The following is a 24,552-nucleotide window of genomic DNA, read 5'->3' as shown; positions in this document are numbered from 1 at the left end:
AAACCCGTCTCGATGCGTTTCCTTCAACGCATTGCCGGCTATCCGACCGGGGTGCAGACGCTGCTGCAGCAGCCTGTGACTGACGCCCTGATGACCGAATATTTCGTGTTACTTCGGGGCTCGGCGCCGGGACGGGTTGGCAGCGCCATCGAGGCCGAGGGCATGGTGGCCGACGCGCTGCTCGCGCGGCTCATTGGCTCCAAGCAGTTCCTCCGCCATGCCGAGCAGATCTTCAGGAGCCTGCGGTCGGAAAGCGTCGAGGGCGAGCTGTCCGTCGTCGAGGCGGTTGATTCGATGGTCGCCCGCTTCGCCGATCCCGAGCAGCCCTACCAGTACAAGTTCCTCGAGGCCGCCGCCGCGGAGCCGGAGACCGAGCTCGGCGCCGTGCTGCGCAAGCTGCTGCAGCTGCTCGACGTGCACCGCGCCATCGCCACCTGCCCGGCCACGACGCTGGGCGAGCTGCTCGCCTGCCTGGCCACCGCGCCCGAGCAGCCCGGCGCCGTGGTGGCGCTGAACGGCGTGCTGGCCGCCCTGAAGCTGCCGGCGCATTTCACCACGGCCGAGGCGGCCGCCCCGGTCGAGGAGGCCGCCGGCCTCGCCCAGCACCTGCTGAAGAAGTTCGATGCACGGCACGGCCTGACCGCCGACGAGGACGATGTGCTGCGTGCCATCGGCCGCAGCCAGGCGCATGGCTTCCTGCGCGCCCTCGCCGCGCCGGAGCCGCTGGTCGTCATGTTCGAGGATGGCTGCCCGGCCGCTGGCCGTGGGCCCTGGGAGGCGCTGGCCGCCGCCGGGCGGGTCGCCGCGGCGCTGCCCCTTGGCCAGGCCGACGCGGCCGGGCCCGCCGGCCGCCGCCTTGTCCTGCAGGACGAGATCCCGGCCACGCCGCTGGTCGCGGCGCTGTGCAGCACGCTGGCCTTCGACGCGACGGCCTCGCTCGGCGTGGTGACCAAGACGCGGCTGGTGCGCGGCGGATGGGCGGCGCAGATCGTCGGCTACCCCGAGGACATGTCCGGCGCCCGCCAGGCGGCCCAGCTGCACGGCGCGGCGCATGCTCCGGGCGACGCGCCGGCGGCCGAGCTGGTCTCGCTGCAGCTGCTGATGCCGTCGCGCAGCGCGGCGGCGGCGGTCGAGGCGGTCGCCGTGGCCGATGCCTTCGCCCTGGTGGTCTGCGGCGATGCGGCGGCCGATCTGGCGGCCTATGCCAATATCGACAAATGCGTGGTCTTCGCCGACCTGGCGGCGCTGCTCGCGGCGCTGGCCGCCCCCGGCGCGGCGCTGATGCCCAAGCCGGTGCTGTTCATCGATCGCTGGACCCCGGCCGAGGCCGACTACCTGCTCGAGGCGGTGCAGAAGTTCTGGTCCTATGGCGGGCGCTACCTGACCTCCTGCTTCGCGCTGGCCTATGACAACGGCGCCGGGGCGATCGCCGTCAACCTGCCGCAGCAGGACAGCCTGACGCTGTTCGCACCGCGCAATGCCTGCGCCGTGCCGCTGGCCGCGCTGCTGGCCGATCCGGCCGGCGCCGCCGCGCGCTTCGGCGGCGACATCGTCATGCCGCTCGGCCAGCCGAATGTCGCCTATGCCAGCCGGCTGCCGCTGGCCGAGGCGACGCTGCTGCGGATGCGGCGGCATGTCGGCACGCTGGCCCTCGACCCGGCGCTGCATGACGCCATCTTCCTGCTCGGCAGCGTCGACCACAAATATGTCGGCGGCTTCGACCTGGCGGTGCATTGGCCGATCGAAAGCCTGGCCGCGCCGATCCTGCGGCGCTTCACCACGCTGCGGCACAACCTGCTCAGCTTCACCGGCGATCCCTCCATCCGGGGTGCCGGCGCCGTGCTGCGCGGCATGGACGTGACCGCGCCGGATGTGCTGACGCTGGGCCGCGAGATCGACACCTTCGCGCTGCGGCTGTCGGAAAAGCCGGAGATCGTGCTGGGCCTGCCGGCCGACCAGCTGATGACCTACTTCACCATGGCGCGCCAGGCCTGCCAGGCGGACCGTATCGCCGCCAACCTGGCGGCCTATGCCCAGGACATCTGCCAGAAGGACGTCGCCTATATCGTGCCGTTCTTCGAGCTGCTGGCCTGCTGCCTGCCGCGGCACCGGCTGCTGGTGGTGCTGGCCTTCGTCGTCAGCGGCCGCGCCACCAACCGCAAGTTCCTGTTCCGCGTCGCCGAATGCCTGCGCCGCTATGGCGACGAGGCGGTCATGCTGCTGTTCCTCGGCATGCTGCAGCGGCACGATCCGGCGGCGCTCGGCGAGAAGGCCATCCTGCGCTGCTTCCAGGGCCTGCTGGGCTCGGAGCTCGGCCCGGTGCTGGCCGCCGTCACCCATGGCCGGCTGCTGTCCGACATCGCCGGCACGGTGGATTTCCCGACGCGCTTCCGCCAGGCCGTGGTCAATGGCGACCGCGGCACCGTGTTCAAGCTGGTCGACGGCGCGCTCGAGGTGTCGAGCGTCGAATTCGTCAAGCTGATGGACGGGCTGCGCAGCCTGAGCAACGAGCTGCGCGACCTCGCCCTCGACGGGCTGTCGATCCCCGGCCTGCGCGGCTTCCACCACCGCAAGCTGGCGGCGGTCGTGCTGGCCGACCGCGCCACGCTGCTGGAGCTGAAGGCGGCCGACTACCTGAGCGCGCGGTCGGACGTGAATGCCGTGGCCCACAATATCCTGGGCGACAACGGCATGCTGAACGCGCTGCTGGCCGAGCGTTTCGCCGGCGGCGCCGCCCGGCCCTTCGCCATCGAGGGCGACAGCGCCGAGGCGGTCTTCGCCAATGCGGCGCGGCAGCTCGGCGCCGGCAGCTTGGCGCGCGTCGAGGGTCCGCTGGTCTCGGTGATCGTCTCGGCCTTCAACCCGGACCTGGCGTTGCTGAAGCTGTCGCTGCAGTCGATGCGCGACCAGACGCATGCGGCGATCGAGGTCTTCCTGGTCGACGATGCCAGCACGGCCGACTGCAGCGCGGCGATGCAGGCGCTGCTGCAGAGCGACTTCCCCGAGGTGAAGTACCGCCGCCTCGACACCAACCGCGGCCCCTATGTCGGCCGCAACCTGGCGATCGCCGAGGCGGCCGGCGACTTCATCGCCATCCAGGATGCCGATGACTGGTCGCATCCCGAGCGCTTCGCGCTGCAGGTGGCCGCCTTCGCCGCGGAGCCGACGGCGCAGCTGGTCTCCACCCCGCATATCCGCATCGACCGCCACGGCGCGGTGCAGCTGGAGATGGACTTCGCGATCTTCGGCGACGGGCCGATGACCTCGATGTTCCGCAGGAGCGCCTTCGACCGGGTCGGCGTCTTCGCCGAGATCCGCTCGCGCGGCGACGTGGAGATGCGGGAGCGGATCCTGGGCTATTTCGGCAACCAGGCGATGCAGACGCTGGCGGCGCCGGCGATGCTGTGCTTCGCGGCCTCGACCACGCTGTCGCAGAAGACCAAGTCGGAGAATGCCGAATACCTGCAGATCTTCCGGACCCAGATCAGCCGCCGCCGCTCGCTGCGCAACCTGCGCCGCGACGGGCTGAGCATCGATCCCACGCACCGAACCATCCTGCCTTTCCCGCTGCGCGCCTTCCAGGAGGATGAAGCCCATGCCGCGTCCTAAGATCGACGTCTCGCTCACCTCGATCAGCTCGCGGATGGGCACCATCTGCCAGACGCTGCAATCCATCCTGGACCAGGACTATGACGGCGCGCTGCAGGTGCATCTGCACCTCTCGCCCGAGCCTTATCTGCTGGATGCCGGCGTGCCGGTCTGGCCGCGCGAGCTGCAGCTGCTGAAGCGCAGCGCCGGCGACCGGCTGCAGATCCATGAATGCCCGAATTTCGGCCCGTACCGGAAGCTGCTGCCCTATCTGCACCGCAACTGGGGCCTGTCGAAGCTGGTCGTCACCGCCGATGACGACACCATCTACCCGGCCGACTGGCTGGCCGGGCTGGTCGACGCCTATCTGACCTATGGCTGCGTGATCGCCTCGCGCGGGCACCGGATCATCGTCAAGGACAACAAGATCGCGCCCTATCGCAGCTGGATGGGCACGCGGATCGACGAGAATCCGAGCCATTTCATCCTGCCGACCGGCAAGGACGGCATCCTCTACAACACCGCCTTCTTCCCGATCGGCGTGCTGAACATCGAGCAGGCGCTGAAGCTGGCGCCGACGGCCGACGACCTCTGGTTCCGCTGGCAGCTGGCGGCCAATGGCATCCAGACCTTCATCCTCAACATGGATTACCGCAGCAGCACCTTCGTCGAGACCGACTATGACAGCAGCCTCTACCTGAACTTCAACCGCGGCGGCGCCAATGACGTGGCCATCGCCTCGCTGGAGACGCATTTCCAGGAGAACTTCAAGTTCACCCTGGGCGCGATCAACGCCAGCGAGCCGGCCTGAGGGTGCCGCCGGCGGGCGCCGCGCCCGACCTGCGGGTCCGCCCGGCCACGGCGGCCGATCTTCCGGGCCTGCTCGCGCTGCTGGCGCAGCTCAACCCGGAGGATGCGCCGCCCGACCTGCCGGCCGCCGCGGCGGCGCTCGCCGCGGGCGAGGCCTCGGGCCTGGTCACCGTGCTGGTTGTGGAAATCGACGGGACCGTCGGCGCGACCTGCACGCTGGTCGTGGTGCCGAACCTGACGCGCGGCACCCGCCCCTGGGCGGTGGTGGAGAATGTGGTGACCGATGCCGGGCATCGCCGCCAGGGGCTGGGGCGCAAGGTGCTGCAGGCGGCGCTGGACCGCGCCTGGGCGGCCGGCTGCTACAAGGTGATGCTGGCCACCGGCTCGCAGCGCCAGGGCACGCTGCTGTTCTATGAGGCGGCCGGCTTCATCCGGGGCGAGAAGACCTTCTTCCAGGCGCGGCGGGACCAGAGCGGGATGGCTTGAGGTGGAATCACCGGAAAGCCTGGATCACGCGATCGAACAAAGAGCCAGGGCAGGTTGTCCTCGTCTTTTCGAAGGCAGCCTGCCCTAGCTCAGCAGCCCCAGCGCCCAGAGCCCGGTCGGCAGCAGCAGCCCGGCGAAGGCGGCGCCCACCAGGGCCAGCGACGTCATCGGCGACGTCATCGGCGGCGCTCCGCCTCGATCCGCCGGCGATCGGCCTCGATGCGGCGGCGATCCTCCTCGACGCGGCGGCGCTGCGCCTCGACCTCGCGGTGCTGGCGGTCCTGCTCCCAGCGCTGGTGGCGCCAGGCCTCGCGGCGGCGGCCATCCTGCTGCCGGTCCCGGCGGATCTCGTCCCGGCGGATCTCGTCGCGGCGGCGCTCGGCCTCGGCCTGGTCGCGGCGGCCGGCCTCATAGGCGCGGCGCTGCGACTCCTCGTCGCCACCGCCGCCGCCGCCGAGCGCGCCACCCAGCAGCTGGTTGATGACATCCTGCGGGTTCTGCGCCCGGGCGGGGGCGGCCACCGCCAGCAGCGGCAGCACCAGCGACAGGGCGAAAAGGCGGCGGCGGGTCGGGTTCTCCATGACGGAGAGACGCGCGGCGGCGGCCAAGGTTGCGATAAAGGGGCGCCGCTGTGGCGCCCCCGCGCGTCACTCCGGCTTGATGTTGCGCTTGCGGATCAGCGCGCCCCACTTCTCCATCTCCTGCGCCGCATAGGGGCGGAACTCTTCCGGCGTGCCGCCGACCGGATCGATTGACAGCGGCGCCAGCTTCTCCCGCACCTCGGTGGACAGCATGATCCGCCGCGCCGCCGTGGCCAGCTGGCCGATGATGGCGTCCGGCGTGCCGGCCGGCGCGAAAAGCCCGAAATCGGTCGAGGCGCGATAGCCGGTCAGGCCGGATTCGGCGACGGTGGGCACATCCGGCGCCTCCTTGCTGCGCACCGCGCTGGTGACCGCCAGGGCCCGCATCTCGCCGGAGCGGAGATAGGGCACGGCGGTGACCGAATCGACGAAGGAGAGCGCGACCTCCTTGGCCAGCACCGCCTGCACGCCCTGGGCGCCGCTGCGATAGGGGACGTGAAGCATGCTGGTATTGGACATGTCGAGCATCAGCTCGACGCCCAGGTGGTTGGCGACGCCGGAGCCGGCCGAGCCGTAGCTGATGGTGCCCGGCTTGTCGCGCGCCGCCTGCAGCAGGTCGGCCAGCGTCTTGTAGGGGCCGGTCGGGTTGACGCAGACGAACATCGCGTTGGTCGCCAGCATGCCGATCGGCGCGAAGGCGGTCGCGTTGTCGTAGGGCATGCGCTCGAACATGAAGGGCGCCATGGCGAAGGTGCCGTTCGGCACCACGGCCAGGGTGTAGCCATCCGGCCGGGCGCGGGCCAGGATCGCCTGGCCGACCGTGCCGCTGGCGCCGGCGCGGTTGTCGACGACGAATTGCTGGCCAAGCTGCGCCGACAGCTGCTGCGACAGCAGCCGCGCCACGAAATCGGTCGAGCCGCCGGGGGCGAAGGGCACGATGACGGTGACGGTGCGGCTGGGATAGGCCGGGCTCTGGGCCAGGGCCGGGCGCGACAGCGCGGCGGCGCCCAGGCCAAGCGCGCCGAGCACGGCTTCGCGGCGGGTGATGGACATGCGGGTTTCCTCCTGGCGCTGCCTTGAACGACGCGCGGCTTCTGGGCAGAGTCTATGAACGAACCGGGTAGTTCTGACCATCGTAAAAACGATGGCGCCCCGCAGGAAGGAAATGCCGATGGCCGAGACCCCCCAGATCCTGCTCGCCGCCGCCGCCTGGACCGGGGTGGACGGCGCCGTGCTGGAAGCCGCCGAGCTGCATGTCGAGCGCGGCCGCATCGCCTGGATCGGCCGCCAGGGCGGCCGGCCGCGGCCCGAGGGGGCGGTGGTCACCGATCTCGGCCCGCGCTTCCTGACGCCGGGCTTCGTCGACGCGCATCTGCATCTCTGGGGGCTGGACCTGTCCGACCCTTCCGGGCTGTGGAACTGGACGCCGGCCTATCGCACGGCGCGCGCCATCGCCGACCTGGAGACGATGCTGCAGGCCGGGATCACCGCGGTGCGCTGCCTGGGCGGGCCGCTGGGCCCGTCGCTGGCGCGGGCGGTGCGGGAAGGGGTGGTGCCGGGGCCGCATATCCTCGCCGCCGGCGAGTTCATCTGTTCTCGCGCCGGCACCTGGGACCATGCGGCCTTCCCGCAGGCCTGGGTGGAGACGCTGGGCATGTATGCCGACGGGCCGGATGAATGCCGCCGCCGGGTGCGGGAACGGATCCGCCAGGGCGCCGATTTCATCAAGGTCGGCGGCTCGGTCGGCGAGCACACCGACACGCTGCGCCCCTGGGGCGACGACCCCGTCCGGCTGCGCCTGGCCTATACGGACGCCGAGCTGCGCGCCGTGGTCGAGGAGGCGCATCGCAATGGGCTGAAGGTCGCCAGCCATGCCATCGGCGAGGCGGCGGTGCGCCAGGCGCTGGAATGCGGCGTCGACAGCATCGAGCACGGCCATGGGATTTCGGTCGATCTGTCGAACAGGATCGCCGACAGCGGCGCCGTGCTGGTGCCGACCCTGGCCCTGCCGGCATTGCGGGCGGAGACGGCCGCCCCCGCCGCCGCGGCAGGCTGGCGCCGGCACCGCGCGGCGCAGCGCGAATCGCTGCAGCAGGCGCTGCGCGCCGGGGTGCGGATCGCGGCGGGGACGGATTTCGTCGGCCCCCCGGCGACGCCGCTCGGCCCCAGCGCGGTGGAGATGGAGCTGCTGGTCGAGGCCGGCATGACGCCCGAGCAGGCGCTGACCGCCTGCATCACCGAGGGGTCTGTCCTGATGGGCATGGCCGACCGGATCGGCCGGCTGGCGGGGGGCTTCGAGGCCGACCTGGTGGCGCTGCCGGGCGATCCGCGGCGCGACATCGCGGTCGTGCGGCGGCCGGACTTCGTGATGAAATCCGGCCGGGTGTTCAAGGCGCTGGCCTAGCCTTCCAGATGCGCCCGCATCGCCGCGGTCAGTTCCTCGGCATATTCGAAGTTCGGCACATGCGCGGCGCCGGGGATGGTCACCAGCTTTGCTCCGGGAATGGCGTCGCGGATCGATTCTGAATCCTTCAGCGGCGTCGCGACATCCGCCTCGCCGAAGATGACGGTCGTGCGCGCGGTGATCCTGCCAGAAATGCTGTCGGGGCGGGCGTCGCGCAGGATGGCGGCGCCGGCGGCATAGCCATCGACCGGACCCGTGACGATCATCCGCCGCAGCGCGCGCGAACCGGGGGAGGCCTTGTCCGCCACCCAGCGCCCCAGCGCGGCATCGGCATTGGCCTCCATCCCCGCCGCCCGGGCGCTGGCGATGCGCTGGTCCCAGGCCTCGGGCGCGCCGAAGCTCAGCGCGGTGTTGCAGGGCATCAGCGACAGGACGCGATCCGGCGCCCGCGCGGCAAACTCCAGCGCGACCCGCCCGCCGAGCGAGATGCCGCCGACATGCGCCTGGCCGACGCCCAGCGCGTCGAGCACCGCCGCCGCGTCATCGGCGAGACCGGCCAGGGTGACGCCCTCGACCCCGCCCTGGCTCAGCCCCTGGCCGCGCAGGTCGAAGCGGATGACGCGCCAGGTCGCGGACAGCGCCTCGGCCTGCGGGTCCCACATGCGCAGGTCGCCCGCCAGCCCGTGCAGCAGCAGCAGCGGCGCGCCGCCAGCCGGGCCATCGAGCCGGACATGCAGCACCGCCTCGCCATGCCTGATGAACATCGGGAAGAAATCCTTTTCAGTCGGGACGGATATTGGCGACGCGCACGAGCTCCGCCATGCGGGCGCGGTGCTGGGTCAGCCAGCCGGCGAAATCGTCGCTGTTGCTGCCGACGGCGATGGCGCCGAGTTGCTCCAGCCGTTGCTTCACCTCGGGCGTCGCCAGGCCGGCGCGGGCGGCGTCGCCCAGCTTCGCGGCGATCTCCGGCGGCGTGCCGGCGGGCAGGTACAGCCCGGCCCATTCGTTGATGTCGAAATCGGCGAAGGTTTCGGCCACGGCAGGGATCTCCGGCAGTGGCGCGATGCGGCGGGCGCTGGAGACGGCGAGCGGCCGCAGCTTGCCGTCTTTCACCAGGCCGAGGCAGGCGGAGACCGAGGCGAAGGTGAAGCCGAGGTTGTTCGCCAGCAGGTCCTGCACCGCCGGCCCGCCGCCGCGATAGGCGACCTGGGTGACCTCGATCCCGGCCTTCCAGGCCAGCGCCGCGCCGGCCATGTGCCCGGCTGAGCCATTGCCCGGCGTGCCATAGGTCAGCGCGCCCGGCTTGGCCTTCGCGAAGGCGATGAGCTCGGCGAAGCTGTTCACCGGCAGCGACGGATGCACCGCCAGGATCTGTGGCGAGACCGTCAGCTGCGAGACCGGCAGAAAATCGCGGGTGTAGTCGAAGGGAAGGTTGCTGTAGAGCGCGTGGTTCGAGCCATGCGCCGCCGCGTCGACCAGCACGGTATAGCCGTCGCGGGCGGCGCGGGCGACCTCGGCCGCGCCGATGGTGCCGGTGGCGCCGGCGCGGTTCTCCACCACCACGGCCTGGCCCAGCGTCTGGGTCATCGGCTGGGCGATCAGCCGGGCGGTGGCATCGGTGCTGCCGCCGGGGGCATAGGGCAGCACGATGCGCACCGGCCGCTGCGGCCAGGCGGCTTGCGCCCGCGCCAGGGCCGGCATGGCCAGCAGCCCGGCGCAGGCCAGCAGCGCGCGCCGGCCCCTCAGTGTTGCGTTCATTTTTGATTCCCTTGGACGTCGTTCGCGGCCGGGCCCCTGGCGGCCCGGGAAGTTCAGTCTCCGGCCATGGCCAGGATCTCGTCGGCGCGCTTGACCACCGGCGCATCGACCATGCGGCCATCCAGCTGGAAGGCGCCACGCCCCTCGGCCCGGGCGGCGATGTCGCCTTCGCGCACGCGGCGGGCCCAGTCGATCTCGGCGGCGGACGGCGAGAAGGCCTCGTTCAGCACCGTGACCTGCGACGGATGCACCACCAGCGCGCCGCGGAACCCCATGCGCCGCGCCCGGCGGATGGTCTCGGAAAAAGCCTCGATGTCGTCATAGGCGCCGATGCTGCCGACGAAGCCCAGCGGCAGCACGCCGGCCGCCCGCGCCGCCGCCAGCACCGCGTAGTTCGGCGTGAACAGCACATCGGCTTCCGGCACCCCGCCCATGGCCGCCGAATAGTCTTCCGGGCCCAGCGTCATGGCGGCGACGCGCGGATGGCTGGCGGCGATGGCGGGCAGGGCGAAAAGGGCCACCGGCGTCTCGATCTGCAGCACCAGGCGGATGCCGCCCAGCGGCAGGCCGCGGGCGATCTCGAGCGAGGCCAGGGCATCGGCGATCTCGCGGATGAAGCCGGGCTCTTCCACCTTCGGCACGACGAGGGCGGCCAGGCCCGGCATCACCGCCGCCTCCAGGTCGCGGGCCAGGTCGAGCAGCCCGTGATTGACCCGCACCATGGCAGCCGTGCCGTTGCTGGTGATCGAGGCGATGGAACCCGCCAGCGTCGCCCGCGCGGCCGGCTTCTCGGCGGCGGGGACGGCGTCCTCCAGGTCGAGGATGACGGCATCGGCGCCGCGCAGATGCGCCTTGGCGACGAAGCGCTCGACATGGGCGGGGACGAACATCAGCGAACGCCAGCGGGGCGGCGGGGTGGTCATGCGGCGGTCTCCGTGTCGGTCTTCTCGGGCGTGGGGGATGGCTGGTGGATCACCCCCGCGGCCAGCAGGGCATCAATTTCGACGTCCGACAAGCCCAGCAGCCGCGTCAGCAGGCCGGCGCTGTGCTCGCCCAGCGCCGGGGCGGGGCCGGCGATGGGGGGCGCGGCGCCATCCTCGAAGCGGATCGGCGGGGCGTGGACAGCGGCCTCGCCGAGCTCGGCATCGGGGATGCGGGCGATGGCGCCGCGCGCCTTGATATAAGGGTGGTCCTCCAGCTCGCTCGCATCGAGGACGGCGCCGGCAGTGACATCGGCGGCCTCGAACAGCGCCAGGTTCTCGTCCAGGCTCATGGCGCCGATGCGGTCGCCGATCAGCGCGTCGAGCGCCTCGACATTCGCCATCCGCGCATCCGCGGTCGAGAAGCGCGGGTCGTCCAGCAGCTCCGGCGTGCCGAGGGCGGCGAAGAGCCGCGCCACCGCCCCCTGCATCCCGGCCGACAGCGCCACCCATTTGCCGTCGGACGTGCGATAGACGTTGCGCGGCGCATGGCTCGGCGCCCGGCTGCCCTGGCGCAGCGGCGCCTGGCCGGTCACCTGATGCTCCAGCGCCAGGGGGCCGAGGACAGAAAGAACCCCGTCGAACAGCGCCAGGTCCAGCACGCGGCCACGCCCGGTCTGCTCGGCCTGGCGCCAGGCGGCGACCAGCCCCAGCGCGCCGTAGAGGCCGGTGACGCTGTCGGCCAGCGGCAGCGGCGGCAGCACCGGCTCGCGATCGGCGAAACCGTTCATGGCGGCGAAGCCGGACAGCGCCTCGACCAGCGAGCCGAAGCCCGGCTTGTGCGCCCAGGGACCCGTCTGGCCCCAGCCGGAGATGCGCGCCACCACCAGCCGCGGGTTGCGGGCGTGCAGCACCGCGGGGCCGAGCCCCATCCGCTCCAGCGTGCCGGGCCGGAAGTTTTCCACCAGGGCATGCGATTGGGCGACCAGGTCGAGCAGCAGCGCTTTCCCCCGGTCGGCGCGCAGGTCGATGCAGAGGCTCTGCTTGCCCCGCCCATAGGCCTTCCAATGGGTGGAGACGCCGCCGGCCCGCCAGCCGCGCAGCTCATCGCCACGGCCGGGGGCCTCGACCTTGATCACCTCGGCGCCGAGATCGGCCAGCGCCGCGCTCAGCACATTGCCGGCGACCAGCCGCGACAGGTCCAGCACCCGCATCCCGGCCAGCAAGGCCGGCCCTGGCGTCTCGGCCATCGTTTCCCCCGTTCGATCCGGCGCCCAGCCTGCCAGCCCTCTGGCCAGAAGGAAAATAGCGATCCATGCTGGCGGCCATCGCATTCCGCTATGGCCTGGCATGGATCTGAAGCAGCTCCGCTCCTTCCTCGGCATCGCCGAGACCGGCAGCATCTCGGCCGCCAGCCTGCGGCTGCGGGTGGCCCAGCCGGCGCTCAGCCAGCAATTGGCGCGGCTGGAGGCGGGGCTGGGCGTTACCCTGATGCTGCGCAGCAGCCGCGGCGTGACCCTGACCGCCGCCGGCGAGGTGCTGAAGCGGGAGGCCGAGCGCCTGCTGCGCGAGGCCGAGCGCGCCCGCGAGGCGGTCCGCGCCGAGGCCGCCGGCCCGGTGCGCGGCCGCGTCGCCATCGGCTTGCCGACGACGGTGGCCATGCTGCTGACCCTGCCGCTGCTGCAGGCCTTGCGGGCGGAGCACCCTGACCTGGCGCTGCACCTGGCGGAAAGCCAGAGCGGCCATCTGCTGGAATGGCTGCGCCAGGGCCGGATCGACCTGGCGGTCCTGTTCGACCAGCAGGGCGCCCAGCCCGGCCTGACGCTGCGCCCGCTGGTGGAGGAGGAGCTCTACCTCGCCGGCACCACCGGCAGCGGCGAGGAGATCGCCTTGCAAGACGCGCTGCGCCTGCCGGTGCTGCTGCCCGGCCGCGAGCATGGCTTTCGCCGGCTGCTGGACGCCCATGCCGCCCGGGCCGGCGGCGCCTGGCAGGTGGTGGCCGAGGTCGATGCCCTGCCGCATCTGAAGGCTGGCGTCGCCGCCGGGCTCGCCGACACCGTGCTGCCCTGGGGCGCGCTGGGCGCCGAGATCGCGGCAGGCCGGCTCCAGGCCCGGCGCATCGTCGCGCCCGTGCTGCGGCGGACCGCCGTGCTGGCCTGGGCCGGCGACCGCCCGGCCAGCCGCGGCCAGCAGGCGGCCGAGGCCTCGCTGCTCGCCCTGGTGCGGCGGCTGGTGGGCGAGGGGGCCTGGCGCGGCCGGCTGCTGCTGGACTGAAACGGCATGGCTGCCGTGCGGCGCTTCCAAGCATCGCCCGCTTGGTCTAAGGCCCGCGGCATGTTCGGCCTCGTCTTCTCCCGCCGTTTTTCCATGGCGCATCGCCTGACATCGGGGCTGTCGGAGAAATGCGCCCTGCCGCATGGCCATAACGAGACGGTCACCGTCCGGCTGGTGGCCACCCGCCCGCAGCGGCTGGACGGCGCCGCCAACATGGTCGAGCCCTTCGAGCGGGCCAAGGCGCGCTGGCATGGCTGGATCGACCAAGCCGTCGATCATGCTTTCCAGATCAACGCCGCCGACCCGCTGCTGGGCTGGTTCCGCGCCCAGGAGCCGGCGCGGCTGCCGCGGCTGCTGGTCACCCCCGGCGACCCGACCACGGAAATGCTGGCCTGCCTGATGATGGCCAAGCTTTCTGCCTTCCTGGCCGCCGATGGGGGGGTGCTGCGCTGCGCCTCGATCGTGCTGGAAGAGACGCCAACCAACAGCGTCACCTTCGATGGCGATCCTGCCGATTTCCTGCCGGAAGGCCTGGCGGCGGATGCCTGGTGGCACCGCCCCGACCCCAGCATCAACGACCTGGGCGCCGCCGCATGAGCTATGCCGTGAAAGAAATTTTCGCGACCCTGCAGGGCGAGGGCGCCCAGGCAGGCCGGCCCTCGGTTTTCTGTCGGTTCACCGGCTGCAACCTGTGGTCGGGCCGCGAGCAGGACCGGGCCAAGGCGGTCTGCCAGTTCTGCGACACCGACTTCATCGGCACCGATGGCGAGGGCGGCGGCCGCTTCCGCGACGCGGAGGCCCTGGCCGATGCCGTGCTGGCCGCCTGGCCGGGCGGTGCTGCGCATCGCTACGTGGTCTTCACCGGCGGCGAGCCGCTGCTGCAGCTGGACGCGCCGCTGATCGCCGCCATGCACGAACGCGGCTTCGAGATCGCCGTCGAAAGCAACGGCACCGTCGCCCCGCCCGAGGGCATCGACTGGCTCTGCGTCAGCCCCAAGGCCGGCGCCCCGCTGACGGTCGCCGGCGGGTCGGAGCTGAAGCTGGTCTTCCCGCAGCCGACGCTGATGCCCGAGGCGGTGCAGCACCTGGCCTTCGGCCATTTCTACCTGCAGCCGATGGACGGGCCGGACCGCATCGCCAATACCGAGGCCGCCGTCCGCTATTGCCTGGCGCATCCGCAATGGCGGCTGTCGCTGCAGACCCACAAGCTGATCGGCATCCCGTAGCGCCAGATTGACGGTTGCGGGCATATGCCCATACTCGCCGCTCCAAGGATAATGAGGGAGCGGGGCGGATGCGGATCCTGATCGTCGGCGCCGGGGCCACCGGCGGCTATTTCGGCGGGCGGCTGGCGGCGGCCGGGCGTGACGTCACCTTCCTGGTCCGCGCCGGCCGGGCGGCGCAGCTGCGGGCCGGGGGGCTGCAGATCCTGAGCCCGTCGCATGGCGACCTGACGCTGGCGCCGCAGCTGGTCGAGGCCGGCGGCATCACGGCCCCTTACGACGCCGTGCTGCTCAGCGTGAAGGCCTATGCGCTGGAGGCCGCCATGGCCGACCTGGCCCCCGCCGTGGGGCCGGAGACGGTGCTGGTCCCCATCCTGAACGGGATGCGCCATGTCGAGAAACTGACAGAAAAATTCGGGACAGCGGTGCTGGGGGGCGTCTGCAAGGTCGCGACTGAGCTCGATGCCGAAGGCCGCATCCGCCAGCTGGCGGCGCTGCAGGAGCTTTCCTACGGCGAGCAGGACGGCAGCCTGTCGCCGCGGCTGCAGAAGCTGGACGCCGCGCTGCAGGGCGCCGGCTTCACCGCCCGCGCCTCCACCGCCATCCTGCAGGAAATGTGGGACAAATGGGTGATGCTGGCCAGCCTGGGCGGCATCACCTGCCTGATGCGCGGCCATGTCGGCGCGGTGAACGCCGTCCCCGGCGGCGGCGCCTTCGCCGCCAGCCTGCTGCAGGAGATCGCCAGCGTCGCCGCCGCCGCCGGCCATCCGCCGGCCACCGCCCTGATGCAGCGGCTGGCGGCGGGCTTCACCGACCCGGCCTCGACCCAGACCTCGTCGATGTATCGCGACCTGGCCAAGGGGCAGCCGATCGAGGGCGCCCAGATCATCGGCGACCTGCTGGCCCGCGCCCGCGGCTTCGGGCTGGAGACGCCGCTGCTCGCCACGGTGGACGTGCATCTCGGCGTCTACAGCGCCACGCGTTAAGCCAGCGGCGGCCGCAGCCCCGCCCAGGGCCGCGCCTGCTCGAACACCGCCGAGGCCTGCAGCACGGAAAGATCGTCGAAGCGCGGTCCCACGATCTGCAGCCCGACCGGCAGGCCTTCCTCGGTGAAGCCGGCCGGCAGGCTCGCCGCCGGATGGCCCGACATGTTGAACGGGTAGGAGAACTCGGCCCAGCGCAGCCAGTCCCAGGGGTGCTCCGGCCAATGCGCCGGCTGCAGGTCCTTTGCCGGAAAGGCCGCGACCGAGACCGCCGGCGTCAGCAGGAAGTCGAGGCCCGTCATGAAGCGGTGGATCTCGGTGACATAGGCGTATTTCTTCACCCGCATCCGCTGGTAGTCGCCGGTCGAGGCCGGGGCGCCGGCGCGGATGCAGGCGACCAGGCCGGGATCCATCCGGCTTTCCCATTCGTCCAGCTGCGGCAGCCAGCGCGACATATGCGCCGACCAGAAGAAGCGGCCGATCTCGACGCCCTCGGGGCCCCAGGGTGTGGCGACCGGCTCGAGCTCGGCGCCCAGCGCCTTGGCCAGGGCCTGGGCGGCCTCCAGGCTGATCGCCGCCACGTCGGGGTCGACCCGGGCATGGCCCAGATCGGCGCTGTAGCCGATGCGCAGCTTCTTGCCCCCCAGAGGCTTCTGCGACAGCAGCGCCGGGTAGTCGGCCGGCGGCGCCTCGGCGCTCATGAAGTCCCAAGGGTGGGGGCCTGCCATGACCTGCAGCATCAGCGCCGCATCCGCCACATGCCGCGTCATCGGCCCGATATGCGAGGTCAGGTCGCCGACCGAGGGCGGGTAATACGGCACCCGGCCGAAGCTCGGCTTCAGCCCGAAGATGCCGCAGAAATGCGCCGGCATGCGGATCGACCCCGCCCCGTCGCTGCCCTGGTGCAGCGGGCCGTAGCCGGCGGCCGCGGCCGCCCCCGCGCCGGCCGACGACGCCCCGGCATTGTAGCCCGCCTTCCAGGGATTGCTGGTGATGCCGGTCAGCGGGCTGCGGCTGACCCCGGTCCAGCCGAATTCCGAGGTCGTCGTCTTGCCCAGGATGATCGCGCCCGCCTCGACCAGCCGCGTCGCGACCGGCGCGTCTTCCGTCGGGCGGTTGTTGGCGAAAAGCTTCGAGCCGCTTTGCATCGGCATGTCGGCGGTCGGCGTCAGGTCCTTCAGCGTCGCCGTCACGCCGTGCAGCGGGCCGAGCGCGTCGCCGCGCATCACCGCCTGCTCGGCGCGTCTGGCGGCGGCCAGCGCCGCATCGGCGGCCAGATGCGCGAAGGCGTTGATGCGGGGCTCGGCCGCCTCGACCTGGCGCAGCACCGCCGTGGTCAATTCCAGCGGCGAGACTTTTTTCTGTCGGATCAGCGCCGCCAGCTTCGTCGCCGGCATCCAGGCCAGGTCGGTCTCGGTCACGCGGTGCATCTCCTTCGCTGCTCGGTCGGCCATGGCAGACCCTTTCGGCGCCGAGGGCAATCCGCAAAAGAGGCCGCTGCGCAAAACAAGTTCGGGAAGCAGACGCGCTGCGCTGCAACCGTGGCAAGCGCGGCGAAACCGGGTTGCGCCAGGGGGGATGTTGCCGCAGGCTCGGCGCCGCCTTCGCCACCCAAGGGGATCCCGGCCCATGACCGCTTCCGCCAGCGCCGCCGCCGTCACGGCCGATGCCAGCCCGCAGGAGGCGCTGCTGGCGACCGCGCGCCGCGTGCTGCCGGGCGGCAGCTTCGGCAACCTGGCCGGCGACGTGGTGCTGGCGCGCGGCGCCGGCGGCCATGTCTGGGACGAGGATGGGCGCGAATACATCGACTTCCTGCTCGGCTCGGGCCCGATGCTGCTGGGCCATGCGCACCCTGAGGTGACGGCGGCGGCCCAGGCGCAGATCCCGCTGGGCACCACCTTCTTCGGCAACAACCGCCACGGCATCCTGCTGGCCGAGGCCATCGTCGACGCCGTGCCCTGCGCCGAGCAGGTGCGCTTCCTCTCCAGCGGGACGGAGGCCGATCTCTACGCCATGCGCCTGGCCCGCGCCTTCCGTGGCCGCGACAAGATTTTGAAGTTCGAGGGCGGCTACCACGGCATGAGCGACTATGCGCTGATGAGCCTGGCGCCGAAGCGGCCGAACAATTCGGCCCGCCCGATCCCGGATTCCCCTGGAATCCCGGCCAGCGTGCAGGAGGAGGTGATCGTCGCCCCCTTCAACGACCTGGCCGCCGCCACCGCGCTGATCGAGCGCCATGCCGAGGAGCTCGGCGGCGTCATCGTCGAGCCCTTCCAGCGGCTGATCCCGCCGGCGCCCGGCTTCCTGCAGGGGCTGCGCGACGTCACCGCGCGGCTCGGCATCCCGCTGATCTTCGACGAGGTCGTCACCGGCTTCCGCTTCGCCTATGGCGGCGCGCAGGCCTATTACGGCGTCACCCCCGACCTCTGCACGCTGGGCAAGATCTGTGGCGGCGGCTTTCCGCTGGCCGCCATCGTCGGGCGCGCGGACATGATGGCGCTGTTCGACCGCGCCACCGCCGGCGACGAGAAGTTCCTGCCGCAGATCGGCACGCTGTCGGGCAATCCGGTCGCCGCCGCGGCGGGCCTGGCGACGCTCGCCGTGCTGCGCCGCCCCGGCACCTACGAGGCGCTGTTCGAGACGGGGCGGAGTTTGATGGCGACGCTGTCGGAAGAAATCCAGCGCGCCGGCTTCACCGCCCAGGTGCTGGGCGAGCCGCCGCTGTTCGACGTGGTCTTCGCCGACAGCCCGGTCACCGACTATCGCGGCACGCTGCGGGGCGACGCGGCGCTGATGAAGCGCTTCAACACGCTGCTGCGCCAGCGCGGCATCCTGAAGGGCGACAGCAAGTACTACGTCTCCTGCGCGCATGACGCGGCCGATGTCGCGGCGACGCGGCAGGCCTGGGCCTCGGCGCTGGCGGCGCTGAAGGCAGGGTGATCCCGCCGCTCGCGGCGGCGTGAGAAGTCGTGACGGCATCGGCATGATACAGCGGAGCCATGGCCATTCCTGATGCCGGCCCTGGCGGGCCGCGCCGCTGCGTCTACACCGTGCTCACCGGCGGCTATGAGCGGCTGACCGAGCAGCCGATGGCGCATCGCTCGGCGCTGCCCTTTCTCTGCCTGACCGACGATCCCACGCTGCGCAGCGACAGCTGGAAGATCCGGCTGGTCGAGCCCTGCCTGCCGATGGACCCGGTGCGCAGCCAGCGCGCGCTGAAGCTGCTGCCGCACCGCCACCTGCCCGACGTCGATGTTTCTCTCTACATCGACAACAGCGTCGTGCTGACGGCGCCGCCCGAGGACCTTTTCGCGCAGCTGGCGCCGGGGCAGGGCATGGCGCTGCCCGCGCACAGCTTCCGCGACAGCCTGCTGGATGAATTCCTGGAGGTGAGCCGGCTCGGCTATGACGACCAGGGCCGGCTGTTCGAGCAGCTCAACCACTACCAGATCGCCTGCCCCGAGGCGCTGGCGCAGCCGCCGCCCTGGACCGCGATCCTGCTGCGCGACCATCGCGACGCGCGGGTGCGGCGGGCGATGGAGCTGTGGCTGGCGCATGTGCTGCGCTATTCGCGGCGCGACCAGCTTTCCGCCGGCATCGCCTTCGCCCAGGCCGGGCTGGCGCCGCAGCGCCTGCCGCTCGACAACTTCCTGTCGGATTTCCACGCCTGGCCGCGGGCCGAGGCCCGGCGGCCGCGCGCGCCGGCGCAGTCGCTGGCACCCCCCGCGGCCCGGCTGCGGGCGCTGGAGCAGGCGCTGGCCGAAAGCCAGGCCGCGGTCGCCGCCGTCGAGGCGCGGCTGGCCCGGCATGAGGCGGAGGCTGGCCGGCAGCAGGCCGCGCTGGCGCAGAGCCTGCAGGGGGAGACGGCGACCAGCGCCGGGCTGCTGGCGGAGGCCGCACGGCTGCAGGCGGCGCTGGCGGGCGCGCAGGCCGAGGCCGATGCGGCGCGGCAGCAAGCCATGGCCGGGACGCAGGCGGCCGGGACGCGCCTGGCGCAGGCCCGGGCGGCGGCGGAGCGGGCCGATCTGGCGAGGGCGGAGGCGAAGGCGGCGCAGGCGGCCCTGCAGGCGGTGCTGGGCTCGACCAGCTGGCGGCTGCTGGCGCCGCTGCAGGCCTGGCTGGCGCGGCATCCGCGGCTGCTGGCCGGGCTGCGAAGGGCGCGGCGGCGGGAGGACCCCGCCGCCGCGCGTCCGGCTCAGTAGCGGCCGTAGCCGCCGCCGCGACCGCCGCGGCCGCGCGGCTCGGGGCCGTAGCCGCCATAGGAATTGCGCTGCGACTGATCATACAGATAACCGGCGCCGGCGCCGGCGCCGGCCCCCAGCAGCGCGCCGAAGCCGGCATTGCCGCTGAAGGAGCCGAGGATGCCGCCGAGCGCCGCGCCGCCGGCGGTGCCGCCGACGACATTGCGGGCCTGCGGGTTCATGTCGGCGCCTGCGGCGGGCAGGCATAGGTGGCCTGGGCGTAGCGCAGCAGCCCGTCCAGCGCCGGCTCGGCATTGTGCTGCGGGTTGCTGCGGGCCCAGGCGGCGAAGCCCAGCCCGGTCTGCGCCACGGTCGGCGCCGGCGTCGGCACGCAGAACAGCGGCCGGCTGACCGCCGAGCCCGCCGGGTTCAGTGCCGCATGATACTGGCCGACGGCGGTGATGAAGCCCTGGCAATAGGCGATCGATTCCAGCCGCAGCGCATGGCCGGGGGCCGGGTCGCAGATGGCGGCCAGGTCGGCGACGGTGCTGACCTGCGTCACCGGCTCGGGCGCGGCGGCGGTGCCTTGGGCGAAGGCCGCGCCGCTGGCCAGGCCGAGCAGCGCTGCCGTCGTGAACATTATCCGCATGGGCCCACTCCTCACGGTTGGGGATTTCTGGCGATGCTGAGCGAAGCGGCCGGCGGGGCCAAGCGCGGGTGGTATAACGTTTTCGCAAGCTGCAAGCCGATCTTCATCCGTCGCTTGCAAGACTTCGCCTCTCCTCGCCGGCCTGGCGGGGCTGGCGGCCGGTCGAATTCCGGCCACGGCCCGCCACCCTCGTCGGGGGGCAAGCGCGCGGCAGCGGCAAAGGTTGCGGCGAGGGGGTGGGATTGGCGCGGGAATCGGGCCGGCGGCGCCGGTCAGCCCGCCAGCTGCGGCGTGCCCAGGCACAGCCAGGCGCGGGCGATGCGGCCGCGCGCCATCTCGTAGATGGCGAAGACCTCCACGGCGCCGCGGCCGTCGGGATAGGTGCGGGTCATGGTCTCGTGGTCGATCACCAGCGCCGGGTCCGCGGCCGGCAGCTCGACGCGGCGGCGCAGCCGGTTGTGCAGGTCGGGCTCGAGGAAGCGCGCCGCCTGGCGGGCGCGCAGCGCCGCGGCGTCATCCGGCAGCGCCTGGTCGGGCACTTCCCAATAGGCGCAATCGTCGCTCCAGCAGCGCATATAGGCGCCGAGGTCGCGGGCATTGTAGGCATCGAGCTGCTGCTGCACGAGCAGGGCGGCCTCGCTGACCATGCCGGATCTCCCGAGGGGGTCAAAAAAAACCCCGCGACACGCATCGCGGGGGGCTGACGCAGACCCTTGGCATCGACGGGCATCAGGGCCGGCGGGAAGCCGGGCTGGGCCGCGGTGCCGGGCGGGTGGACCGGGGGCGGCCATCGCGCTCTGGGGCGCTTCGGCGACGCTCGGCAGGACATCCGCGGGCGGTCATGGGCTGAGCTTCGCGCCCTTTGCCGCGGGCGGTCAAGCCTTCTCGCCGGCTGCCAGGGCAGGGTGGCAGGGCAGGGTAGCAGGGCAGGGTAGCAGGGCAGGGTGGCAGGGCAGGGTGGCAGGCGGCGTCGCGGGGGCACAGCCTGCGGTTGCGGCGGCGCCGCGGTTGCGAGAAAAGCAGCTGTGGAGGGCAGCGTATGCAACCGTTTCATGCAACTCTTGCGTGCCGCTTCCGCTTGAATGGAAACGGCCGCGAAAGGGGATTGTCGTCATGATCGCAGCGGGGCGCGCCTGGCTGCCTCGATGGAGAGGCTGTTAATGGCAGCGGCGCCCTATCCGGAGAACGAGGAGGAGCGGCTGCGCGCCCTGGCCGCCTGCGAGCTGCTCGACACCCCCTCCGATCCGCGCTTCGACGCCTTCGTCCGCCTGGCCAGCCGGCTCTATGGCGTGCCCTATGCCCTGGTCTCGCTGGTCGACCGCGACCGGCAATGGTTCAAGGCGGCGATCGGCCTGCCGCAGGGCGGCAGCATGCCGCGCGAGCTCAGCTTCTGCGCCCATGCCATCCTGCGCCCCGGCGCGCCCATGCTGGTGGCCGACACCCTGGCCGATCCGCGCTTCGCCGACCATCCGCTGGTGCTGGGGCCGCCGCATTTCCGCTTCTACGCCGCGGTGCCGCTGCTGGACGGGGCCGGGCAGGCGGTGGGCAGCCTCTGCATCCTCGATCTGGCCCCGCGCGACCCGGACAGCCTCGAGCTGGCGCCGCTGCAGGAGCTGGCGCTGGGCCTCTCCACCCTGGTCGAGCATGGCCAGAGCCTCGCCGCGCTGCGCGAGAGCGACGAGAACTACCGCCACACCATCGAGCTCAGCCCGCAGATGCCCTGGACCGCCGATCCGGACGGCATGATCCTGTCGGTCGGGCCGCGCTGGCCGGCGCTGATCGGCATGCGGCTGGAGGAGACGCTGGGCGATGGCTGGCTGCGCGCGCTGCACCCCGAGGATGTGGCGCCGACGCTGCGCGCCTGGGGCGTGTCGCTGCGCAGCGGCGCGCCGGTCGACCTGGAATACCGCCTGTCCGATGCCAGCGGCGAATACAGCTGGTACCGCGTCCGCGCCGCCGCCCGCTACGACGCCGAGGGCCGCATCCTCCGCTGGTACGGCACGATCGAGGACGTGAACGAGGCCAAGGCGATCCGCGAGGCGCTGCGCAAGAGCGACGAGCTGGCCCGTGGCGTGCTGGAGAGCACGCCGGTCTGCATCAAGGTGCTCGACCTCACCGGCTACCTGATCTTCATGAACGCGCCGGGCATGGCGCTGTTCGAGCTGGAGACGCTGGACAGCCTGGAGGGCTGGGGCTGGCGCCAGGTGCTGCCGGCCGATTATGTCGCCGCGGTGCAGCAGGGCGCCCGCGCCGCGGCCCTGGGCGAGAGCATGGAGTTCACCATCTTCTGCCCGACCGCGCGCGGCCGGCCGAAATGGTGGGAGATCTCGATCAGCCCGATCGCCGGCGCCGACGGGCTGCCCTATCGCCTGCTGTGGATCTCGCGCGACGTCACCGAGGAGAAGCTGGCGCGCGAGCAGCAGCAGGCCGCCGCCGCCCGGCTGGCCGATGTGCTGGAGACCACCTCGGACTGCGTCGCCGTGCTCGACCGCGACTGGGTCTTTACTTACGTCAACGGCCGCGCGGAGGCCTGGTTCGCGCGGCGCGGGCCGGCGCTGGGCGCCTCCGCCTGGGCGCTGCTGGCGACGACCGCCGACGCCTCCTTCGCCCGCCAGCTGCGGCGCGCCATGGCGCAGGCGGGGCCCACCACCTTCGAGGAGTTCCTGCCCTCGCTGGAGGCCTGGCTGGAGGTGCATGCCTATCCTTCCGGCGAGGGGCTGACGCTGTTCTTCCGCGACGTCAGCGAGCGCCGCCGCGCCGAGGCCGAGCAGCGCCGCAGCGAGCAGCGCATCGCCCATATGGCGCGGCATGACGGGCTGACGGGCCTTGCCAACCGCGCCTTCTTCCAGGACGAGATCGGCCGCGCGCTGGAGGAGGGGGCGGCGGGCTGCGCGCTGCTCTTCCTCGACCTCGACAACTTCAAGGACGTCAACGACGCGCTCGGTCATCTGGGCGGCGACCAGCTGCTGCAGCAGGCGGCGGCGCGGCTCGGCCAGGTGGCGCGCGGCGCGGCCTGCATCGCCCGGCTGGGCGGCGACGAATTCGGCCTGCTGCTGCGCGGCGCCGGCCCGCGCGAGGCGATCGGCGGCCTGGCCGTGCGCATCATCGACGCGGTCAGCGAGCCCTATCTGATCGAGGGCCAGCGGCTGCGGGTCGGCGCCAGCATCGGCATCGCGCTGCCCTCGCCGCTGCCGGACGAGGCCGCGGCGCTGGCGGCGGAGGCGCTGATCCGCCAGGCCGACATGGCGCTCTACAGCGCCAAGACCGAGGGGCCGGGCCTGTACCGCTTCTTCGCGCCCGAGATGACGCAGCGCATGCAGAGCAAGCGGGCGCTGCGCAACGACCTGCGCGAGGCGCTGGAGAACAGCGAATTCTCCCTGGCCTTCCAGCCGGTGGTGGCGCTGGGCGGGCGCCGCGTCGTCGCCTGCGAGGCGCTGCTGCGCTGGTTCCGCCCCGGCCGCGGCGCCATCTCGCCGGCCGAGTTCGTCCCCGTCGCCGAGGAGACCGGGCTGATCGTGCCGCTCGGCCGCTGGGTGCTGCGCCAGGCCTGCCTCGCCGCGCTGGACTGGCCGGAGGGCATCGGCGTCGCCGTCAACCTGTCGCCGGCGCAGTTCACCGGGCCGGGCCTGGTCGAGGCGGTGGCCGCGGCGCTGGAGGAATCCGGCCTGCCGGCCAGCCGCCTGGAGCTCGAGATCACCGAAAGCGTGCTGCTGCACGAGGATTCCCAGGCGCTGGACACGCTGCATGCGCTGCGCGCCATGGGCATCGGCATCGCCATGGACGATTTCGGCACCGGCTATTCCTCGCTGAGCTATCTGCGCCGCTTTCCCTTCGACAAGATCAAGATCGACCGCTCCTTCATCGCCGACCTGCCGGAGCGCGCCCAGTCGCTGGCGATCCTGCGCGCCATCGTCGGGCTGGGCCGCAGCTTCGACATGCCGATCACCGCGGAAGGCGTCGAGACGCCGGAGCAGGCGGCCATGGTCGAGGCCGAGGGCTGCCGCTACGCCCAGGGCTATCTGTTCAGCCGGCCGCTGCCGCGCGCCGAGATCGCGTCCTACCTGGCCGCGGCGGAACGCGCCGCGCTGGCCGGGTGAGGCGCGGGGTCGCCGGCTTGTGACAGGGTGCCTCCCTGGCCGGCCGCCGCCGCCGCGCCTATGCTGCGGCGGGCGGAACTGACCGGCCGGGAGCCCCATGCGCAAACGCTTCGCCGTGCCTTTGATCGTCGCCGCCCTGGCGATTGGCGGTCAGGCCGGGATCCCCTTCGCGCCGCAGCAGCTCGTCGCCGAGGCCGAGGCGCGGTCGCGTTCCTCCGGCGGCTATTCGCGCGCGCCCAGCACCTCGCGCAGTTCCAGCAGCAGCGCCGGCAGCAGCCGGTCCTCGGGCGGCTATTCGCGGCCCTCGACCAGCTATGGCCGCACCCCCAGCACCAGCAGCAGCCCGAGCTACCAGGACCGCTCGGCCGGCGACCGCAGCTACAACCGCAGCCAGTCGGGCGATGCGCTGCGCCGCCTGCGCGAGCGCGACGCCGTCGAGCAGCGCCGGCGCGACACGCCCCCGGTGCCGAGCAGGTCCAACTCCGGCAGCAGCGGCTCCGGCAGCGGCTCTGGCAGCACGGGCGGCGGCTGGTGGGGCAGCGGCTCCTCGCGCGGCGGCAGCTATTCGGGCGGCTATTCGGGGGGTGGCTATTCGGGC

At 72.3% G+C, this 24,552-nt stretch carries 22 protein-coding genes; 12 read left to right on the top strand and 10 right to left on the bottom strand.

Translation table 11 applies throughout. From position 1 onward, the window contains the following. The first annotated feature begins 12 nt into the window (after nt 1-12). The 3 genes from GVN67_RS14800 to GVN67_RS14790 are packed head-to-tail and all read left to right on the top strand — an operon-like array spanning nt 13 to nt 4,884. Complete coding sequence (locus tag GVN67_RS14800; RefSeq protein ID WP_159997258.1) at nt 13-3,609, top strand: glycosyltransferase family 2 protein; 3,597 nt, start codon at nt 13-15, stop codon at nt 3,607-3,609. Continuing rightward, nucleotides 3,596-4,399, top strand: a complete 804-nt coding sequence (locus GVN67_RS14795) for a glycosyltransferase family A protein (RefSeq protein WP_159997256.1) — start codon at nt 3,596-3,598, stop codon at nt 4,397-4,399. The genes GVN67_RS14800 and GVN67_RS14795 overlap by 14 nt, the downstream gene beginning before the upstream one ends. A 2-nt stretch (nt 4,400-4,401) precedes the next feature. Further along, the gene (locus GVN67_RS14790; protein ID WP_235035307.1) at nt 4,402-4,884 is read left to right on the top strand and encodes a GNAT family N-acetyltransferase; all 483 of its coding nucleotides are present in this window, start codon (nt 4,402-4,404) and stop codon (nt 4,882-4,884) included. A 176-nt stretch (nt 4,885-5,060) separates the two neighbouring features. Here the strand turns inward: GVN67_RS14790 and GVN67_RS14785 are convergent, their stop codons facing one another. Both GVN67_RS14785 and GVN67_RS14780 read right to left on the bottom strand, forming a co-directional pair. After that, nucleotides 5,061-5,465, bottom strand: a complete 405-nt coding sequence (locus tag GVN67_RS14785) for a hypothetical protein (RefSeq protein ID WP_159997254.1) — start codon at nt 5,463-5,465, stop codon at nt 5,061-5,063. Between the two features lie 66 nt (nt 5,466-5,531). Continuing rightward, entirely contained in the window at nt 5,532-6,518 is a 987-nt protein-coding gene (locus GVN67_RS14780) for a tripartite tricarboxylate transporter substrate binding protein (RefSeq protein ID WP_159997252.1), read from the bottom strand. 118 nt (nt 6,519-6,636) lie between these two features. Between GVN67_RS14780 and GVN67_RS14775 the strand changes: the two genes are divergently transcribed. Next, nucleotides 6,637-7,869 carry an amidohydrolase family protein gene (locus GVN67_RS14775; protein ID WP_159997250.1) on the top strand — a complete coding sequence of 411 codons (1,233 nt, stop codon included), beginning with the start codon at nt 6,637-6,639 and terminating at the stop codon, nt 7,867-7,869. Here the strand turns inward: GVN67_RS14775 and GVN67_RS14770 are convergent. From GVN67_RS14770 to GVN67_RS14755, 4 genes are read right to left on the bottom strand one after another with little or no spacing between them, the layout of a single operon-like run. Further along, the gene (locus GVN67_RS14770) at nt 7,866-8,633 is read right to left on the bottom strand and encodes an alpha/beta fold hydrolase (protein WP_159997248.1); all 768 of its coding nucleotides are present in this window, start codon (nt 8,631-8,633) and stop codon (nt 7,866-7,868) included. The genes GVN67_RS14775 and GVN67_RS14770 overlap by 4 nt on opposite strands. Before the next feature lie 16 nt (nt 8,634-8,649). Further along, nucleotides 8,650-9,627: a tripartite tricarboxylate transporter substrate binding protein gene (locus GVN67_RS14765; RefSeq protein ID WP_159997246.1), complete on the bottom strand. Its 978-nt coding sequence runs from the start codon at nt 9,625-9,627 to the stop codon at nt 8,650-8,652. A gap of 53 nt (nt 9,628-9,680) precedes the next feature. Beyond that, complete coding sequence (locus GVN67_RS14760) at nt 9,681-10,550, bottom strand: CoA ester lyase (protein ID WP_159997244.1); 870 nt, start codon at nt 10,548-10,550, stop codon at nt 9,681-9,683. Further along, nucleotides 10,547-11,797, bottom strand: a complete 1,251-nt coding sequence (locus GVN67_RS14755; RefSeq protein WP_159997242.1) for a CaiB/BaiF CoA-transferase family protein — start codon at nt 11,795-11,797, stop codon at nt 10,547-10,549. Before GVN67_RS14755 ends, GVN67_RS14760 begins: the two co-directional genes overlap by 4 nt. 100 nt (nt 11,798-11,897) lie before the next feature. Here GVN67_RS14755 and GVN67_RS14750 point away from each other — a divergent pair, with 100 nt between their 5' ends. The 4 genes from GVN67_RS14750 (at nt 11,898) to GVN67_RS14735 (ending at nt 15,030) form a co-directional block, all read left to right on the top strand. Then, nucleotides 11,898-12,821, top strand: a complete 924-nt coding sequence (locus GVN67_RS14750) for a LysR family transcriptional regulator (protein ID WP_159997240.1) — start codon at nt 11,898-11,900, stop codon at nt 12,819-12,821. Between the two features lie 60 nt (nt 12,822-12,881). Then, complete coding sequence (locus GVN67_RS14745) at nt 12,882-13,418, top strand: 6-carboxytetrahydropterin synthase (protein ID WP_159997238.1); 537 nt, start codon at nt 12,882-12,884, stop codon at nt 13,416-13,418. After that, nucleotides 13,415-14,047 carry a 7-carboxy-7-deazaguanine synthase gene (gene queE, locus GVN67_RS14740; RefSeq protein ID WP_159997236.1) on the top strand — a complete coding sequence of 211 codons (633 nt, stop codon included), beginning with the start codon at nt 13,415-13,417 and terminating at the stop codon, nt 14,045-14,047. The genes GVN67_RS14745 and queE overlap by 4 nt, the downstream gene beginning before the upstream one ends. 68 nt (nt 14,048-14,115) lie before the next feature. Further along, entirely contained in the window at nt 14,116-15,030 is a 915-nt protein-coding gene (locus GVN67_RS14735) for a ketopantoate reductase family protein (protein ID WP_159997234.1), read from the top strand. Here GVN67_RS14735 and GVN67_RS14730 read toward each other — a convergent pair. After that, complete coding sequence (locus tag GVN67_RS14730; protein WP_200845263.1) at nt 15,027-16,448, bottom strand: amidase; 1,422 nt, start codon at nt 16,446-16,448, stop codon at nt 15,027-15,029. The genes GVN67_RS14735 and GVN67_RS14730 overlap by 4 nt on opposite strands. 208 nt (nt 16,449-16,656) lie before the next feature. Here GVN67_RS14730 and GVN67_RS14725 point away from each other — a divergent pair, with 208 nt between their 5' ends. Both GVN67_RS14725 and GVN67_RS14720 read left to right on the top strand, forming a co-directional pair. Then, nucleotides 16,657-17,967: an aspartate aminotransferase family protein gene (locus tag GVN67_RS14725; protein WP_159997232.1), complete on the top strand. Its 1,311-nt coding sequence runs from the start codon at nt 16,657-16,659 to the stop codon at nt 17,965-17,967. A 59-nt stretch (nt 17,968-18,026) separates the two neighbouring features. Then, a complete protein-coding gene (locus GVN67_RS14720; RefSeq protein ID WP_159997230.1) occupies nt 18,027-19,229 on the top strand; it encodes a glycosyltransferase domain-containing protein in 1,203 nt (400 codons plus the stop codon). Here the strand turns inward: GVN67_RS14720 and GVN67_RS14715 are convergent. From GVN67_RS14715 to GVN67_RS14705, 3 genes are all read right to left on the bottom strand, one after another. Then, complete coding sequence (locus tag GVN67_RS14715; protein ID WP_159997228.1) at nt 19,223-19,450, bottom strand: glycine zipper domain-containing protein; 228 nt, start codon at nt 19,448-19,450, stop codon at nt 19,223-19,225. The two genes, GVN67_RS14720 and GVN67_RS14715, sit on opposite strands and share 7 nt — an antisense overlap. Beyond that, entirely contained in the window at nt 19,447-19,857 is a 411-nt protein-coding gene (locus GVN67_RS14710; protein ID WP_159997226.1) for a Rap1a/Tai family immunity protein, read from the bottom strand. The genes GVN67_RS14715 and GVN67_RS14710 overlap by 4 nt, the downstream gene beginning before the upstream one ends. Nucleotides 19,858-20,129: 272 nt before the next feature. After that, nucleotides 20,130-20,504, bottom strand: coding sequence for a nuclear transport factor 2 family protein (locus GVN67_RS14705; protein ID WP_159997224.1), 375 nt, complete (start codon nt 20,502-20,504; stop codon nt 20,130-20,132). Between the two features lie 513 nt (nt 20,505-21,017). On the opposite strand from GVN67_RS14705, the gene GVN67_RS14700 reads away from it, so the two are divergent. Both GVN67_RS14700 and GVN67_RS14695 read left to right on the top strand, forming a co-directional pair. Next, nucleotides 21,018-23,954: an EAL domain-containing protein gene (locus GVN67_RS14700; protein ID WP_159997222.1), complete on the top strand. Its 2,937-nt coding sequence runs from the start codon at nt 21,018-21,020 to the stop codon at nt 23,952-23,954. Between the two features lie 97 nt (nt 23,955-24,051). After that, a partial coding sequence (locus GVN67_RS14695; protein WP_200845262.1) for a hypothetical protein occupies nt 24,052-24,552 on the top strand: 501 nt, incomplete at its 3' end.

This window comes from Roseomonas sp. 18066 (genome assembly GCF_902706185.1).
Classification (GTDB): Bacteria; Pseudomonadota; Alphaproteobacteria; order Acetobacterales; family Acetobacteraceae; genus Pseudoroseomonas.
This window is presented reverse-complemented; position numbering and strand designations above follow the sequence as displayed.

What these genes read in the sequence shown, in the direction of transcription:
- GVN67_RS14800 (WP_159997258.1), top strand. Translation starts at nt 13, where the DNA reads ATGCGTTTCCTTCAACGCATTGCCGGCTATCCGACCGGGGTGCAGACG.
- GVN67_RS14795 (WP_159997256.1), top strand. Translation starts at nt 3,596, where the DNA reads ATGCCGCGTCCTAAGATCGACGTCTCGCTCACCTCGATCAGCTCGCGG.
- GVN67_RS14785 (WP_159997254.1), bottom strand. Translation starts at nt 5,465, where the DNA reads ATGGAGAACCCGACCCGCCGCCGCCTTTTCGCCCTGTCGCTGGTGCTG.
- GVN67_RS14780 (WP_159997252.1), bottom strand. Translation starts at nt 6,518, where the DNA reads ATGTCCATCACCCGCCGCGAAGCCGTGCTCGGCGCGCTTGGCCTGGGC.
- GVN67_RS14775 (WP_159997250.1), top strand. Translation starts at nt 6,637, where the DNA reads ATGGCCGAGACCCCCCAGATCCTGCTCGCCGCCGCCGCCTGGACCGGG.
- GVN67_RS14770 (WP_159997248.1), bottom strand. Translation starts at nt 8,633, where the DNA reads ATGTTCATCAGGCATGGCGAGGCGGTGCTGCATGTCCGGCTCGATGGC.
- GVN67_RS14765 (WP_159997246.1), bottom strand. Translation starts at nt 9,627, where the DNA reads ATGAACGCAACACTGAGGGGCCGGCGCGCGCTGCTGGCCTGCGCCGGG.
- GVN67_RS14760 (WP_159997244.1), bottom strand. Translation starts at nt 10,550, where the DNA reads ATGACCACCCCGCCGCCCCGCTGGCGTTCGCTGATGTTCGTCCCCGCC.
- GVN67_RS14755 (WP_159997242.1), bottom strand. Translation starts at nt 11,797, where the DNA reads ATGGCCGAGACGCCAGGGCCGGCCTTGCTGGCCGGGATGCGGGTGCTG.
- GVN67_RS14750 (WP_159997240.1), top strand. Translation starts at nt 11,898, where the DNA reads ATGGATCTGAAGCAGCTCCGCTCCTTCCTCGGCATCGCCGAGACCGGC.
- GVN67_RS14745 (WP_159997238.1), top strand. Translation starts at nt 12,882, where the DNA reads ATGTTCGGCCTCGTCTTCTCCCGCCGTTTTTCCATGGCGCATCGCCTG.
- queE (WP_159997236.1), top strand. Translation starts at nt 13,415, where the DNA reads ATGAGCTATGCCGTGAAAGAAATTTTCGCGACCCTGCAGGGCGAGGGC.
- GVN67_RS14735 (WP_159997234.1), top strand. Translation starts at nt 14,116, where the DNA reads ATGCGGATCCTGATCGTCGGCGCCGGGGCCACCGGCGGCTATTTCGGC.
- GVN67_RS14725 (WP_159997232.1), top strand. Translation starts at nt 16,657, where the DNA reads ATGACCGCTTCCGCCAGCGCCGCCGCCGTCACGGCCGATGCCAGCCCG.
- GVN67_RS14720 (WP_159997230.1), top strand. Translation starts at nt 18,027, where the DNA reads ATGGCCATTCCTGATGCCGGCCCTGGCGGGCCGCGCCGCTGCGTCTAC.
- GVN67_RS14715 (WP_159997228.1), bottom strand. Translation starts at nt 19,450, where the DNA reads ATGAACCCGCAGGCCCGCAATGTCGTCGGCGGCACCGCCGGCGGCGCG.
- GVN67_RS14710 (WP_159997226.1), bottom strand. Translation starts at nt 19,857, where the DNA reads ATGCGGATAATGTTCACGACGGCAGCGCTGCTCGGCCTGGCCAGCGGC.
- GVN67_RS14705 (WP_159997224.1), bottom strand. Translation starts at nt 20,504, where the DNA reads ATGGTCAGCGAGGCCGCCCTGCTCGTGCAGCAGCAGCTCGATGCCTAC.
- GVN67_RS14700 (WP_159997222.1), top strand. Translation starts at nt 21,018, where the DNA reads ATGGCAGCGGCGCCCTATCCGGAGAACGAGGAGGAGCGGCTGCGCGCC.